The sequence below is a fragment of the Cytobacillus pseudoceanisediminis genome, assembly GCF_023516215.1.
In the GTDB taxonomy this organism is placed as follows: Bacteria; Bacillota; Bacilli; order Bacillales; family Cytobacillaceae; genus Cytobacillus; species Cytobacillus pseudoceanisediminis.
Genome location: NZ_CP097349.1, coordinates 984,087 through 998,097, shown reverse-complemented (window position 1 = coordinate 998,097; position 14,011 = coordinate 984,087). Strand labels below are relative to the sequence as shown.

Here is a 14,011-nt window from a genome sequence, read left to right as displayed (position 1 = left end):
ACACGTAGAAGTCCTTAAACACCAAGAAGAAGGTGGAATATTTTGAAAAAAGCATTAGTAATTATTCTTGTCACCTTATTAATTATATCTATAGTCTCATTTCTTTTAGGATACTGGAAAGCAGGAATTATTATAGGTGGTGTGTTTACCTGGCTGACGGTCCAAGTAAGTGAACACTATTCTGTAAAAAATGCTGAATACCTTTACGGCAATCGATCTGAACCAAAAAAGAACTTCAAGAAATATGAGGATTAATTGACCATAAGCACCATTTTATTCCTTATTCAACAAAACAGCTGGGCGGCGGCTCTTGAACAAAAGCAAGTTGAATTAGTGGCTATCAAAAAAGCATATTGTTAGATTAAATAAAATGTGCCATTTGATTCCATATGAATTCACCTTGACTAATTATTCCAATCTTCCTTATGGTAATAATATATAATGACAATAATTCACTTATCAACAGACATATCAGCAAGCTTATAAAATATCTTTTTAATCTAACTTGGTCCGTTACTGTTAGCTTATAAAGAGTTTTCAACTAAAAAAATGCCTTAACCCTTTTTGATTAATGTACCTTTAAGTTTAAGTATAGTTTTAATAAGATTTAATTTATACTAAGTTCATTCTTTTCGGTTTGATGTACTTAATAAAGATGAAACGCACAAGTGGCCCCATAACTAGAATTTGTAAAGGTAATGCCATAATAAGATTTTTTCCAAACACAGACAAATAATCAAGCAAGATAATGTTGGTATTATATCCACTGTGCAAAATCATTGTTACTAGTCCAAAAACTGACATAAATAACGCCATTCCTATAACCATGAAGGTTGAAATAGTTAGTATAGTATATATTTTACTATTAGTATTTGTGGTTAATTTCAATGCTAACTTTTTTGCATTCGGACCAACCAGAAATAGGTCAAGGATTAGTGCAATAATAAAAGCACTAAAAAATTCTATTAATCCTTCATAGAAAGTCAATTTACCAATCATTCCATTCAGGTAAAGGTTATACAACGTCATAACTAATACCATTCCAAAACACATAATAAGACCAAAATAAAAACTTTCCTTTTTAGTTGTTGGCAATTTCAATCATTCCCTTCTTTTAATACTTAATTATTATAGATATGTTCAAAACCTTTTCGTAAGTGAACAATTTGTGAACATTTTTCCGAACGAGTGTTTTTGAATGTTTTATCCACTACTTTTCAACATCATAGCGTTTTTTATTTAACAAACCTGCCCCGTTTGTTAAATAAGAAAAAGCCACCTAGTTTGGCAGCTGATTCTGAAAATAAGTACAGGCTCTTGAATAAGAATTTTTAAATCATTTAAACAGATATGATTCAACCCTTTCGTCACCTGATAACATATCTTTTATTTTGAATTGATTATTTTTCACCTCATTCTCTCCAATAATTATCACGTAAGGGATCTTCTCTTTGTTTGCTTTATCAAGAGCCTTGCCTAACTTTTTGTTGCTCATTTCATATTCGACTTTATAGCCTTTATTTCTTAAGTAATTTGCTACCAATAAGGATTCTTTTTGAGTGCCTAATGGGACTATATAGTAATCTATATTCGGATTCTCTCTTAATTCCTTCTCAGATTTACTCATAGCCGTATAAATTACATCTAAGCCGAATGATATTCCTACTGTTGAGAATTTTTCAGTTGTACCTATCAACCCACCGATTGCATTATCGTATCTTCCGCCACTTCCAATACTTGATTTTATAGATTGGTCAGATAAGAATATCTCATAAATAGTACCTGTGTAGATCTCTAAACCTCTTGCTAAGAATGGATTAAAAATGCACTGTTTATTAATATTTAGGAATTCTAGATAGGATGCCAGCTCTTTTAATTCATTTAAACCTTGCCTTACCTCTTCATTTTGTTCTGAAAAAGATTCAAAATAGCTGAGAGTTGAATTCCTTTCATCAGTTAAAAACTGTTTAATTAACATTATCGTTGAATTTGATAATCCTTGATCATTAAGTTCTGAAATAACAGCTCCTAATCCTACTTTTTCAAGCTTATCTAGAATTAATACTACATTATTAATTTTTTGAGCTTCTGTACCGAATACATCAAGCATTCCCGTGAGTAATTTTCGATTGTTGTATTGGATCGATACCTTTAAATTAAGCTTTCTAAATGCGTCCAATGCCATAACCATTAATTCAGCTTCGGCTATTTGTAAATCTACACCTACAATATCAACATCACATTGTGTAAATTCTCGAAACCTACCTGTTTTAATTGGTCCATCTCTAAATACTTTACCAATTTCATATCGCTTAAAAGGCATCTTAAGCGTCGGGTTCATCGCAACAACTTTTGCAAACGGTATAGTGAGATCGTATCGTAAAGCTAAGTCTCTTTCACCTCTGTCAGTTAATGTATACATTTCTTCTAAAATTTCAGCCCCACCACCGTATTTGGAAGCGAGTAATTCCGTGTAATTTAATATTGGGGTTTCCAAAGGTTTACATCCGTATTGGATGAATACGTCTTCTAATGTTCTTCTAATATTTCTTCTAATAACTTCAGCATTCGGTAAGTAATCTTGTGTACCCTTTACATTTTGATAATCCATTTTCTTCATTTTCATTACCTCCAAAGTTTTTTATAAAATAAAAAACCGCACTTGATGTAAGTTTTAAACTTAATCAAATCCGGTTTAATGATAAATAACCTTCCTATTTACGATTTTTATAAATCGAATAGCAAGGCTACAAGATATGATGATGTAGTTGTGAGAACGAGATAGTTATCTTCTTTATTGAACGCATATTTACTCACTCCTAATTTCCATTAAATGTATCATACTGTAATTTGAATTTCAAGAATCTTTCTTCAACTAACCTCCCTTAATAAAAGAAGCGAAAACGGCTGTTTACTCTTGTTTTCTTAGATTTTCAATAGTTAATTACCTGCCGGTAAGCCCTTTATGGGATTTATCACTTTAAAGTATATATTAGGATCCTTAAAGAAAACAGAATTATAACCCACTAACCAATCAACTACAGAAATTGGTGGATGAGTCAATATATAATTGCACTGGTCGATGTCCACAATTAATAAGGCATAAGAGAACCTGATTTTATTTATACAGAATTTTCATAAAATTCTGTTGACAGATGTGACCAATTAAAATTAATATGTAAACAAGTTGTTATTAGCAACTAAATTTATGAACTAAGGAACTAAACTATATGAATGAAAAAATCGAAAAAATTAAGAAGTTTAACCGTTTTTATCTTAATGTTGTTGGTTTGTATGCTCAGTATTCAAAAGGAAGCCCATATTCAATGTCAGAAGCGATGATTTTATATGAGATAGATAAAAGGAAGAGATGTACAGCTTCTCAATTATCCGAGTATTTCGACTTCGATAAAGGTTATGTAAGTAGAATGATACATAAGCTCAGCAAACAAAAACTTATTGAACGGGTATCGGATAACCAAGATAAACGGAAGAAATATTTGCATATCACTGAAAAAGGGCAAAAAGTTCTTAAAGAACTTTCAGATAATGCCAGCCATGATGTAAGGAGGATGATTGAAAAAATTGATTTGGAACAAGTAAATTCTCTTATTCAATCAATGGAAGAAATCGAGAAAATTTTATCAGTCAATAAAGGAGGAAGATTTGATGAGGAATAATAAGCTCCTGATTACATTTCTTTTAATCATTACGATGTTATTGGCAGCATGTACAGAAAGTACGAATGTGGATGGTAATTCCAGTAGTTCACCAGATTCCAGTTCAGGTGCTAATAGTCAGGGTCCCCTTGTCATCGGTTTTGAAGCAGACGCTACCACACTTCTAGCAAATCACGATGTCAACTACACCACAGATACGCTAATTCGTAATATTTATGATCCACTGATTGATCGAGATTCTCAAACAGCTGAGTTTGTCCCTGTTCTTGCAGAGGAATGGAAAAATATAGATGAAAAAACATGGTACTTAAAGCTGAAAGAAGGAATTAAGTTCCATAACGGAGCAGATTTTAATGCAAATGCAGTTAAATTTAGTATCGACTACATCTTAGATGAAAGTAACGGGTCATTTTACCGTTCAAGATGGGCTAACGTTGAGGAGGTCGTTGTACTTTCAGATTACGAAGTGGAGATCCATACATCCGTGCCTTTTCCAAGCTTAATCCAACGAATTGCAGAAGATTTGCTCATTATAGAACCTGGCTATGTTGAAGAAGTAGGTATAGAGAAAGCATCAAGCAAACCAGTTGGTACAGGGGCATATACGTTTGTTGAATGGTCAAGAGATAACCATTTGAAATTAAAAGCTTTTGAAGATTATTGGCAAGGAAAACCTGAGATTGAGGAAGTTGAGTTCCGAATTATTCCGGAATTTAGCGCAAGGATGTCTGCTTTTATGAGCGGAGAAATATATTTATTTAAGAACATCCCTGTCGACTCAGTTAAACAATTTGAAAGTAATGAAGTAAAACAAATTTCTTCTTCACGTATCAATTACTTAGCATTATCGAACCTGGTCGATGGTCCATTAAAAGATGTCAAAGTTAGACAAGCGATTAATCACGCTATCAATGCAAATGAACTTCTAGAAACTGTATTAAGTGGGTATGGATCGAGAATCACAGGACCGCTGTCCCAATTGAATGCTGATTATGCTGAAACTAAAGAATACGACTATGACCCAGATCTTGCCGTAAAGTTAATCGAAGAAGCTGGCTATAGTCCAGAAGAATTAACATTAACTTTGGATACACCAAGTGGTCGATATCCGATGGACTCCCATATTGCTCAAGCCATTGCTTCACAATTACAAAGTATTGGGATCAATGTAGAAGTAAGGGTGAATGAATGGGGTCAGCATTTGGAGAAAATTCAAAAAAGAGAAACTGGTGATATGTACATTCTTGGATGGGGGCCAGCTTTCGATGCCCAGTCAACAATTGAAAACTTGTTCACTTTAGAAGCGCCATACAGTAGTTTTTACCAGGAGAATATTGAGAAAAAGATTAAGGAAACAAACCAATCGTTTGATCAAGAAGCGCGCTATGCTGGATACGCTGAGCTTCAACAGCAGTTAGTAGAACAAGCTGCTTGGGTTCCATTATGGCAACAAGCAGACCTTTACGCTGTTAAATCTTCTTTAAATTTCTCACCTCGTGTTGATGAGAAAATGAACGTGTTTGAGATGTCATGGAACTAAATTTATAGTTTCAAAGAAGAGAGGGTCCCCTTCTCTCTTCTTTTATTCCAAGGGATAAGGCGGGGTGCTACTATGTTAGATTTTATAATTAAAAGATTAATACAAGTGGTCATCGTTGTATTTCTTGCTCTAACAGCAGTCTTCTTTTTAATTCGTCTTTCGGGAGATCCGACCACACTATTCCTCCCGCCTGATGCGCCAAGGGAACAAATTGAAGAATATCGTGAGTTATTAGGATTTAACCGCCCACTATATGTTCAATACACTGACTTCATGAAAGGCGCCATTCAAGGTGATTTTGGAGAATCTTTAAGAAGCGGCGACGATGCTCTAGGACTAGTTTTAGAAAGAATGCCTGCAACTTTTCAACTAGCATTCTCAGCATTGTTATTATCAATCATCATCGCTATTCCACTTGGAGTTCTATCTGCATATAAACGAAACACCCTATTTGATAAAGCAAGTGTAGGGATTACGGTTATCGGTCAGGCTATCCCCAGTTTTTGGTTTGGTTTAATTTTAATTTTTATTTTTGCTGCTCAACTAAAATTTTTTCCATCGAGTGGAGGCGGCTCTGTTAATCACATGGTGCTTCCAGTTATTACACTAGCTTTGTATAGCGTATCGCGTTTTGTCCGCTTTACTCGATCGGCCATGCTAGATGTATTAAATAAAGACTATATCCGAACAACCAAAGCAGCTGGAACACCAACATCCACGCTAATTATGAAATACGCCTTAAAAAATTCTTTGATTCCGATTCTCACATTAATTGCGCTTGATCTCGGTGTATTATTAGGCGGCGCTGTTATTACGGAAGCTGTTTTTTCTTGGCCTGGTGTTGGCAGACTATTACACCAGTCATTAATGAATCGAGATTTCCCAATTGTATTGGCTGGCGTATTTATCATTGCCATCATTTATGCAGTCATCAACTTTATTACAGATATTTTATATGCATATGTGAACCCCCAAATTAGAGTGAAGTAGGTGAAGCTGTGGAAACCAGTACAATTACAACCACTAATAAATCAATTGATATGAAATTTAAAAAGAAATCTAAATTCAAGGATTTCTTTCGAAAACTGTCAAAAAGCTGGGCTGGGTTGCTCGGTTTTTGCATCATTATCTTTTTAGTAGTTCTCAGTCTATTTGGGCAATGGATTGCCCCTTTTGATCCTATGGATGCCCCATTACGAGATCGTCTACTGCCTCCTTTTACAGACGGTCACATATTAGGAACCGATCAATTAGGAAGAGATATACTTTCTAGAATCATTGCAGGTACAAAAGTATCCTTAATCATCGGGTTAGCCACAGCTTTATTAGCCGGGGTCATTGGCACCATCGTGGGTGTGATTGCAGGATACTTTAGGGGCTGGATTGATATAGTTCTAATGCGAATTGTGGATGTTCAATTAAGTTTTCCATTTATCTTATTAGTACTCGTCATAAGTGCAGTACTTGGAGCAGGACTTACAAATATTATCATATCTCTTGCTTTAGCGGGATGGGTTATTTTTGCCAGAGTTATTCGTAGTGAAGTGTTGGCTTTGAGAGAAAAGGAATTTATTACAGCAGCAATCGCAACTGGTGTGCCGAAATTCGAGATATTAGTAAGACATATCCTTCCTAATATCTTTACACCCATCATTATTTTAATCTCTTTACAAATGGGCACATACATTATCGCAGAAGCATCCGTAAGTTTCTTAGGATTCGGAGTTCAACCGCCCACTCCTGCATGGGGCAATATGCTTAATGAAGGAAAGGACTATATTTTCAGTTCTTGGTGGTTAATCACATTCCCGGGTATTGCGATTATCCTCACTACACTTGGGGTTAATTTATTCGGTGACTGGTTAAGGGATACACTCGATCCAGAACTAAAAGGCGAATAACAGGAGGTGAAAAAAATGACTGAAGTACTTCTTGAAATCAAAAATCTTGGTATCCAATTTAGTACAGGAGAAGGTACCGTTCAACCGATTCGAGGGGTAAATTTCTCCTTGAAAAAAGTGAAACTCTTGGGGTTGTTGGTGAATCTGGCAGTGGAAAAAGTGTTACTTCATTAGCGATAATGGGACTTTTACCAGAGAAAAAAGCAAGATTGTTTCTGGGAGTATTCATTTTAATAATATAGATGTAACTACTCTAGATAATCACCAATACAGAAAACTTCGCGGGAATGAAATATCCATGATATTCCAGGAACCAATGACCTCTCTCAATCCTGTTTTTACAATAGGTGAACAATTAAGTGAGCCACTAAAACAGCATAAAAAAATGCCAAAAAAAGAAAGAAAAGAAGCCATCATCAATATGTTAAAGCAAGTGGGCATCCCAAGAGCGGAACAGATTATTAACGAATATCCTCATCAATTATCAGGCGGTATGAGGCAACGCGTAATGATTTCATTAGCCCTTTTATGCGATCCTAAACTCCTCATTTGCGATGAACCTACTACTGCTTTAGATGTAACCATTCAAGCACAAATCTTAGAACTGATGAAGCAAATTAAAGCTGAAAAAGATATGAGTCTTCTTTTTATCACACATGATTTGGGTGTGGTAGCAGAAATGTGCGATCGTGTTGTGGTCATGTATGCTGGGGAGATTGTTGAAGTGGCAGAGATCCATGAACTATTTGACAATCCCCTACATCCATATACAAAAGGTCTAATCCATTCACTTCCGACGAATAATTCGAGAAAAAGCAAACTCTATTCCATTAACGGACAAGTACCTAGGCCTGATGAAATTGGTGAAGGCTGCACATTCGCCAATCGATGTCCATATGCATTTGATAAATGCACTGTGAGCGCCCCTCCTACTTTTTCAATGGGAGAGCATTTAAGTAAATGTTGGCTACAAGAGTCCAATCGGCAGGTGAATATTCATTGACGGAAAAGTCCTTACTAGAAGTTAAGAATCTTAAAAAATACTATGAAATATCACAAGGTCTCTTTAAGCCGAAGCTAGTAGTAAAGGCTGTAGACGATATTAGTTTTTCGATTAATAAAGGAGAAACCTTTGCGCTAGTTGGAGAATCTGGTTGCGGAAAATCGACAACTGGAAGAACCATATTAAGGTTAACTGGTGCAACTTCAGGTGAAATCCGATACAAGGGGCAAGACCTTCTATCATTACCGACTGAAAAAATGCGCTCATTACGGAAAGAGATGCAAATGGTCTTTCAGGATCCGTACGCTTCTCTTAATCCTAAGATGACCATTAAACAAATCTTAATGGAACCGCTCCGAGTCCATAAGAAATTTCATCCTGACGAACGGTTGGAGAAAATTATCGCGATTCTAGAAATCGTCGGTCTCTCTAAAACACATCTTGATCGGCACCCTAATGAATTTTCCGGTGGACAAAGGCAGCGGATCGGCATAGCTAGGACTGTTATTTTAAACCCAGACTTTATTATAGCAGACGAACCCGTTTCTGCTCTCGATGTATCTGTTCAATCACAAGTTATTAATTTAATGCTCGAGCTACAAAAAGATTTTGGTTTGACATACTTATTTATTTCCCACGATTTAAGTGTAGTTAAACATATGACAGACCGAGTTGCAGTTATGTATCTTGGGAAAATTGTAGAATTAGCCGACACTGAAGAATTGTTTTCAAATCCAAAGCACCCTTATACTCAGGCATTAATCTCAGCTATCCCTGTATCTCACCCTAGAGAAGCGAAAGAACGAATCGTATTGAAAGGAGATGTTCCTAACCCTGCCAATCCACCTTCTGGATGCACGTTCCACACAAGATGCCCATTTGTCATGAAAATGTGTAAATCTATTGAACCTTCACTCACAGAAATAGCTACAGGTCATACCGCAAGCTGCCATCTATATACCAATAACAAGGAGGAAAAAACAAATGCTATTATCTATTCCTAAATACGAATTTAAAGAAAGACAAGAAAAGTTTAAAAGCATTTACAAAGGAAAGGAATGTGATGCTGCCGTTCTTTTCTCTGTAACAGATATCTTTTACTTAACTAGATTTCATTTTCATCCTACCGAGAGACCTATTGGTTTGCTGATTGATCCGCAAGATAAAGTTCACTTATTTGTTCCAGCATTAGAGCATGAACATGCGGAAGAATATAGTGTTGTGGATTATGTACATTCATATCCTGAATATCCGGGAATTAAGCACCCGATGGAGTATTTCAAAGAAATCTTAATAGAATATGGGTTTGAGAATAAAACGATTGGTTTTGATTCTATAGGCTATGGCTCCCCAATGGGCTATCGTGGTCCTGCTATAGATCAGCTGATCGACTCGAAACAATTTGTTTCTTTACAGGGTTTAGTTGAAGAAATGAGATTTATTAAGAGTCCAAATGAAATAGAATTAATTAAAGAATCCTGTCGCTGGGGAAACCTAGTGCACCGCTTGCTCCAAAAGTATACCAAAAGTGGTTTAAGTGAAATTGAAATTACTAGTAAGGCTTCGAATGAAGCAACAAAAGCCATGATTGATACACTTGGACCCGATTATAAACCACATGGTCAAACACCTTACGCTGTTTTTCGCGGTCAAGTCGGTCCAGAATCTGCTTTCCCCCATGCCGTAACACAAAATATCGTATTAAAAAAAGGAGACACTCTAGTAACGGGAGCAGCATCCAGTGTTTTTGGATATACAAGTGAGTTAGAGCGAGTCATGTTCGTTGAAGAATATTCTAAAGAGCAGGAAAAATATTTTCACCATATGTATGAAGCCCAAGAAGTTGCATTTAAAGCCATCAAACCTGGAAGAACGTACTCTGATGTTGAAAAAGATGTTCAAGCATATTTCAAAGAAAACAACTTAACAGAATTAACGAGACACCATACCGGCCACAACATCGGAATACTAGGGCATGAAGCACCGTTTTTCGACTTAGGTGATCACACATTACTAGAACCAGGCATGGTTGTTACCGTTGAGCCTGGAATATATGTGAAGGGCTTAGGTGGCTTTAGACACTCTGATACGGTTCTTGTGACAGAAGATGGTATTGAAGTGTTGACCTATTACCCGAGAGACCTCCAATCCTTAATTTGTTACTAAAGGAATTATCCTTAGTACCAATAATGAATGACTCAATTTTTCTGAAAGGACGGTTGAGTCATTATAATTTTTTTCTGAGGTACTTTAAATGAATTTTTTTATTTCGGCCAGTGGAACTTAAAAAGTAATGGAAAATGGAAAAAACGCACTTTACCCAAAGGATTAATTAACTACGATAGTAGTTTTACTCACTTGGGTAAAGTGTGTTCATAAATTAAAGATAATAACGCCCGCCCGGGTGTTATTAAAAATGAAAAGAAGAAGTTTAAGTCTAGAATACCCTCTTCATGCTCCATATCGGACCAGGGCTTGGTACGATCTTAACTGCTTCTGAGCTTCCAGTAGCTGTAACATTTTCTGCACTTATCTTAGCTGAATTAGTAAGTTTTTCACATTGGCTAGGAGTTGTCATTATATTAATAAATAGAAATGCGAATTGTCCATACCTACTCCCCCAATCTTTCAATACCTCCTCAACAGCATCGAGAGCATCATCTCCATCAGTACCTAAAACAATAAAGAGAGAGACTCATTTTTGAATCAGAAAAGCCCGAGTTTTTAAGATAATTAATCAAATCTTATTGAAGGAGAGCTTAAATTTGTATTTCACTCTTTTCGCAAATACTTTATCTTTAAAATACTGAAAACCATATAAAACCAATGCTACAATCTTAAAACATTCATTAATTAAATTTTTTTCGAACCAAGCAAATAAGCAATAATTCATAAAACAAGCGTTAATCCTTCTTGGATTAACGCCATGTTAATTAATATAATTGCAGCAAACTTTGCCTTCTATATGTTAAATTTCGTTATTTGACCTCGTTCAAATGCTCTTCAAGACGATTCCAAGTATCTGTAATGCCTTGCAGCATACCCATCTCCATTACGGACTGAAGCGCTTCTGCGGAAACGTATTCTCCACGGTTAATTAATTTCGTTTTGCCGTCTACATCCACAAATTCCAGAGTCACTTCTGTAGATGGCATTTCCTCGTTAATTGTCCCTTCAGCATCGGAAAAATAGTCTGTATAGCTGATGCTCTCCGGCTCGCTAATCTCCTTGTATATCCCCTTGCCCCAGGATTCCATGCCATAGAATTGGCCCTGATTCTGATCAACACACTTCATGCAATAATGCCATACTCCACCAGGTCTGAAGTCAACGCTGCAGACAGGGAGCTCCCATCCTCTCGGACCCCACCAATGTTTCAGGTGTTCCGGCTCTTTAAACATTTTATAGACGAGCTCGCGCGGAGCATCGAATACGCGCTCCAATACCAGCACTCGTTCATCTTCAACTCTTGAAAGCATTGCATTATTTGACATTGTTACTCCTCCATTAGAAGCTGTATTTGTAAAACCGTTTGCAACTGAAGAGACAGATTTTGTTGAGCTTACTCCATTTATCCATCAATTCAAAGGTTTTTTGCCCTGCAATACATTAAGGTAATCATCCAGCCTATCCATCCTGCCTTCCCATAAACGGCGATAGGAATCAAGCCACCTATCCAGTTCTTGAAACGGTTCAGGCCTGATTTTATAAATCCGGCGGTTGGCGATCGGCTGAACCTCCACGAGGCCAGCGTCACAAAGAACGCGAAGATGCTTGGAGGTTTGAGGCTGGTTTAAATCAAGTTTTTTTGCGATATCCCCCACCGGAAGCGCTCCTTCCAGCAGCAGGTCAATGATATCCAGGCGGTTGGGCTCAGCGAGTGCACTGAAAATTTGCCCGTTCATGTTGAATCATCTCCCAGTGTGATGTGTTCACTATTTCCATTTCAATTGTAGATCCCACCCCCGCTTCCTTATTTTAACTTTCCTTAAGAACAATATACACCATTAGGAATATTCCTGTAAAGGAATATTTTAAAAATTAAAATTAATTTTTTTCTCCCCTCTAAATAAACATATCCGATAATACTCTTTACCTTGTTTAATCGTTAGTCAGCATGATTCTTCCCTGCTAATAATTTTCAGAATTGGTTCTATAAAGACAAAGCTGTGTTTCAGGCAGAACAGCGGGAAACCACATGAGAATCGAATGGTGGATCTTAGTAATGGTTTATATGGCAGCGACTTCCATTCTTCTCTTCATTCCGAAAAACAAGATTCGGCTTGCGGTTATGGCTGCCTTATTTAAGCAGTTTATTACGTTTCTGGCGGGTCTGGCTGTCGTGGAGCTGGGCATGCTTGAATATCCGATTCGATTATTCCCCTCCATAAGCAGAACGAGCTTTACATATGAATACTATGCGTTCCCGGTTGTATGTGCCGCGTTTATTGTGTGGTATCCGAATGACCGGAGCCATGTTCTTCAATTCAGTTATTTTGCAGGATTTGCATCAGTATTGACCTTTGTTGAAGTCCTGATCGAAAAATACACCGATCTCATTAACTATATACATTGGGAATGGTATATTACCTGGTTTTCATTATGTCTTTCCTTCTATATCAGCCGCTTATTTTGTAATTGATTTTTTCAAAAAGCGAATGCTTAATATTTTGGTCTTTCTTGCTTACAAAATGGTTATTGAGGGGCTTGTTATGATATGCAAACATCGTTTGTTGTCTTTTTCATCATTGTTAGCTTATTGTTTGGTGCCTGGAAACGGCTGAATGAATTTTATCCCACCTTATTATTTTGGATTATAGGCGACCTGCTATATGCTTCGCTGCTTCATGACTTCAGGGTTTGGGAATTCCGTCCTGTATGGATTGACCATTTTATTCTGCCAACGCACACCATAATAGCAACAGCCATAGCATTTCTGATCTATCCATCTGTTATTGTTGTGTACTTAGGAAGATTCCCCAAAACCATTTTCAAAAGAATAGGCTGGGTTGTTTTCTGGGCTCTGATTTTCGAGGGTATTGAATTAATTGCTTATTTTAATGAAAGCATCATTCATCAGTATGGATGGACACTTGCCTATTCCTTTCTTTTTAACCTTGTGACTTTCTCCTTGCTGCCCATCCATAAATGGAAGCCATGGGCAGCCTGGGTTTTAGGATTTATAAGCATTCTACTTTTATGGATCATCTTTGATCCGCCGCTTCCCCAGTAAATAATCCGGCCCGCTGCCCACACACATAGGATGCGGGTCCAGATTAAAAGGAGGGCGGAGTCACAGAGAATAGAATAACAGCTTTTTCATCAAAGGTATTTTCCCACTTATGCTTCATATATGCTGGTATTTTAACGCTGTCACCAGCTTCTAATATGTATTCTGCTTCATCCAGATTCACCATAATTTTCCCTTCCAATATATAAGCAACCTCTTCCCCTTTATGCTCCAATAGCTTTTCCGACGAGGAGGTGCCCGGAGGGATATTCATGATTGCAGTTGCCAGTGTCCCTGTAAAATCAGGCGACAATAATTCATAGGATATGTTTTCAACCACCATATGTTTACGTTCATTAAATCGTACAACTAAATCTTCTGTATTCGTCTCTTCGAGGAGAAAGCTAAAGGTGGGAACATCAAGGGCTTTGGCTAAAACCTTCAAGGTCTGAATCGAAGGATTCGCGATCCCCCGTTCAATCTGGCTTAACATGGAAGGGGTAATTTCAGCTATTCTGGCTAGTTCTCTGCTGCTATAACCCTTCTCCTTCCTGAATTTCTCCACTTTTTTGCCAATATCTATATTTTCCATAATCCCGCCCCTTAAATTTTTTAAATATTTTAACAAAACATGATCATCTTGTGTTAAATTATATT

14 protein-coding genes and 2 pseudogenes are annotated in these 14,011 nt (G+C 36.9%); 11 read left to right on the top strand and 5 right to left on the bottom strand.

The window, feature by feature from the left end; all coding sequences use genetic code 11:
• Positions 1-42 precede the first annotated feature (42 nt).
• Entirely contained in the window at positions 43-255 is a 213-nt protein-coding gene (locus M5V91_RS05385) for a hypothetical protein (protein WP_284521847.1), read from the top strand.
• Positions 256-612: 357 nt separating this feature from the next.
• Here M5V91_RS05385 and M5V91_RS05380 read toward each other — a convergent pair whose 3' ends face one another.
• Together M5V91_RS05380 and M5V91_RS05375 are read right to left on the bottom strand one after the other, a co-directional pair.
• On the bottom strand, positions 613-1,101 hold the full coding sequence (locus M5V91_RS05380) for a DUF2798 domain-containing protein (protein WP_439649959.1): 489 nt from the start codon (positions 1,099-1,101) through the stop codon (positions 613-615).
• A 235-nt stretch (positions 1,102-1,336) separates the two neighbouring features.
• Entirely contained in the window at positions 1,337-2,620 is a 1,284-nt protein-coding gene (locus M5V91_RS05375; protein WP_251266988.1) for a histidine--tRNA ligase, read from the bottom strand.
• Positions 2,621-3,230: 610 nt separating this feature from the next.
• Between M5V91_RS05375 and M5V91_RS05370 the strand changes: the two genes are divergently transcribed.
• From M5V91_RS05370 to M5V91_RS05335, 8 genes and pseudogenes are all read left to right on the top strand, one after another.
• Positions 3,231-3,680: a MarR family winged helix-turn-helix transcriptional regulator gene (locus tag M5V91_RS05370; protein WP_258752449.1), complete on the top strand. Its 450-nt coding sequence runs from the start codon at positions 3,231-3,233 to the stop codon at positions 3,678-3,680.
• Positions 3,670-5,220: an ABC transporter substrate-binding protein gene (locus M5V91_RS05365; RefSeq protein WP_284521846.1), complete on the top strand. Its 1,551-nt coding sequence runs from the start codon at positions 3,670-3,672 to the stop codon at positions 5,218-5,220. The genes M5V91_RS05370 and M5V91_RS05365 overlap by 11 nt, the downstream gene beginning before the upstream one ends.
• Positions 5,221-5,292: 72 nt before the next feature.
• Positions 5,293-6,210, top strand: a complete 918-nt coding sequence (locus tag M5V91_RS05360; protein WP_284521845.1) for an ABC transporter permease — start codon at positions 5,293-5,295, stop codon at positions 6,208-6,210.
• Positions 6,211-6,218: 8 nt separating this feature from the next.
• On the top strand, positions 6,219-7,121 hold the full coding sequence (locus M5V91_RS05355) for an ABC transporter permease (protein ID WP_284521844.1): 903 nt from the start codon (positions 6,219-6,221) through the stop codon (positions 7,119-7,121).
• A 15-nt stretch (positions 7,122-7,136) separates the two neighbouring features.
• Positions 7,137-8,124 (top strand): annotated as a pseudogene (locus M5V91_RS05350) (ABC transporter ATP-binding protein).
• Positions 8,082-9,128, top strand: coding sequence for an ABC transporter ATP-binding protein (locus M5V91_RS05345; protein ID WP_284521843.1), 1,047 nt, complete (start codon positions 8,082-8,084; stop codon positions 9,126-9,128). The pseudogene M5V91_RS05350 and the gene M5V91_RS05345 overlap by 43 nt, the downstream one beginning before the upstream one ends.
• Complete coding sequence (locus M5V91_RS05340; RefSeq protein WP_284521842.1) at positions 9,109-10,290, top strand: M24 family metallopeptidase; 1,182 nt, start codon at positions 9,109-9,111, stop codon at positions 10,288-10,290. The genes M5V91_RS05345 and M5V91_RS05340 overlap by 20 nt, the downstream gene beginning before the upstream one ends.
• 287 nt (positions 10,291-10,577) lie before the next feature.
• Positions 10,578-10,829 (top strand): annotated as a pseudogene (locus tag M5V91_RS05335) (hypothetical protein); the annotation flags it as partial.
• Positions 10,830-11,102: 273 nt separating this feature from the next.
• Here the strand turns inward: M5V91_RS05335 and M5V91_RS05330 are convergent.
• Together M5V91_RS05330 and M5V91_RS05325 are read right to left on the bottom strand one after the other, a co-directional pair.
• Positions 11,103-11,618 carry an SRPBCC family protein gene (locus tag M5V91_RS05330; protein ID WP_284521841.1) on the bottom strand — a complete coding sequence of 172 codons (516 nt, stop codon included), beginning with the start codon at positions 11,616-11,618 and terminating at the stop codon, positions 11,103-11,105.
• An 84-nt stretch (positions 11,619-11,702) separates the two neighbouring features.
• Complete coding sequence (locus M5V91_RS05325) at positions 11,703-12,029, bottom strand: ArsR/SmtB family transcription factor (RefSeq protein ID WP_035329701.1); 327 nt, start codon at positions 12,027-12,029, stop codon at positions 11,703-11,705.
• Between the two features lie 293 nt (positions 12,030-12,322).
• Here M5V91_RS05325 and M5V91_RS05320 point away from each other — a divergent pair, with 293 nt between their 5' ends.
• A complete protein-coding gene (locus tag M5V91_RS05320; RefSeq protein ID WP_284521840.1) occupies positions 12,323-12,766 on the top strand; it encodes a CBO0543 family protein in 444 nt (147 codons plus the stop codon).
• A 75-nt stretch (positions 12,767-12,841) separates the two neighbouring features.
• Positions 12,842-13,357: a CBO0543 family protein gene (locus M5V91_RS05315; protein WP_192908778.1), complete on the top strand. Its 516-nt coding sequence runs from the start codon at positions 12,842-12,844 to the stop codon at positions 13,355-13,357.
• Positions 13,358-13,400: 43 nt separating this feature from the next.
• On the opposite strand, the gene M5V91_RS05310 is transcribed toward M5V91_RS05315, so the two are convergent.
• Positions 13,401-13,946: a cupin domain-containing protein gene (locus M5V91_RS05310; protein WP_034296843.1), complete on the bottom strand. Its 546-nt coding sequence runs from the start codon at positions 13,944-13,946 to the stop codon at positions 13,401-13,403.
• Between the last annotated feature and the right edge of the window lie 65 nt (positions 13,947-14,011).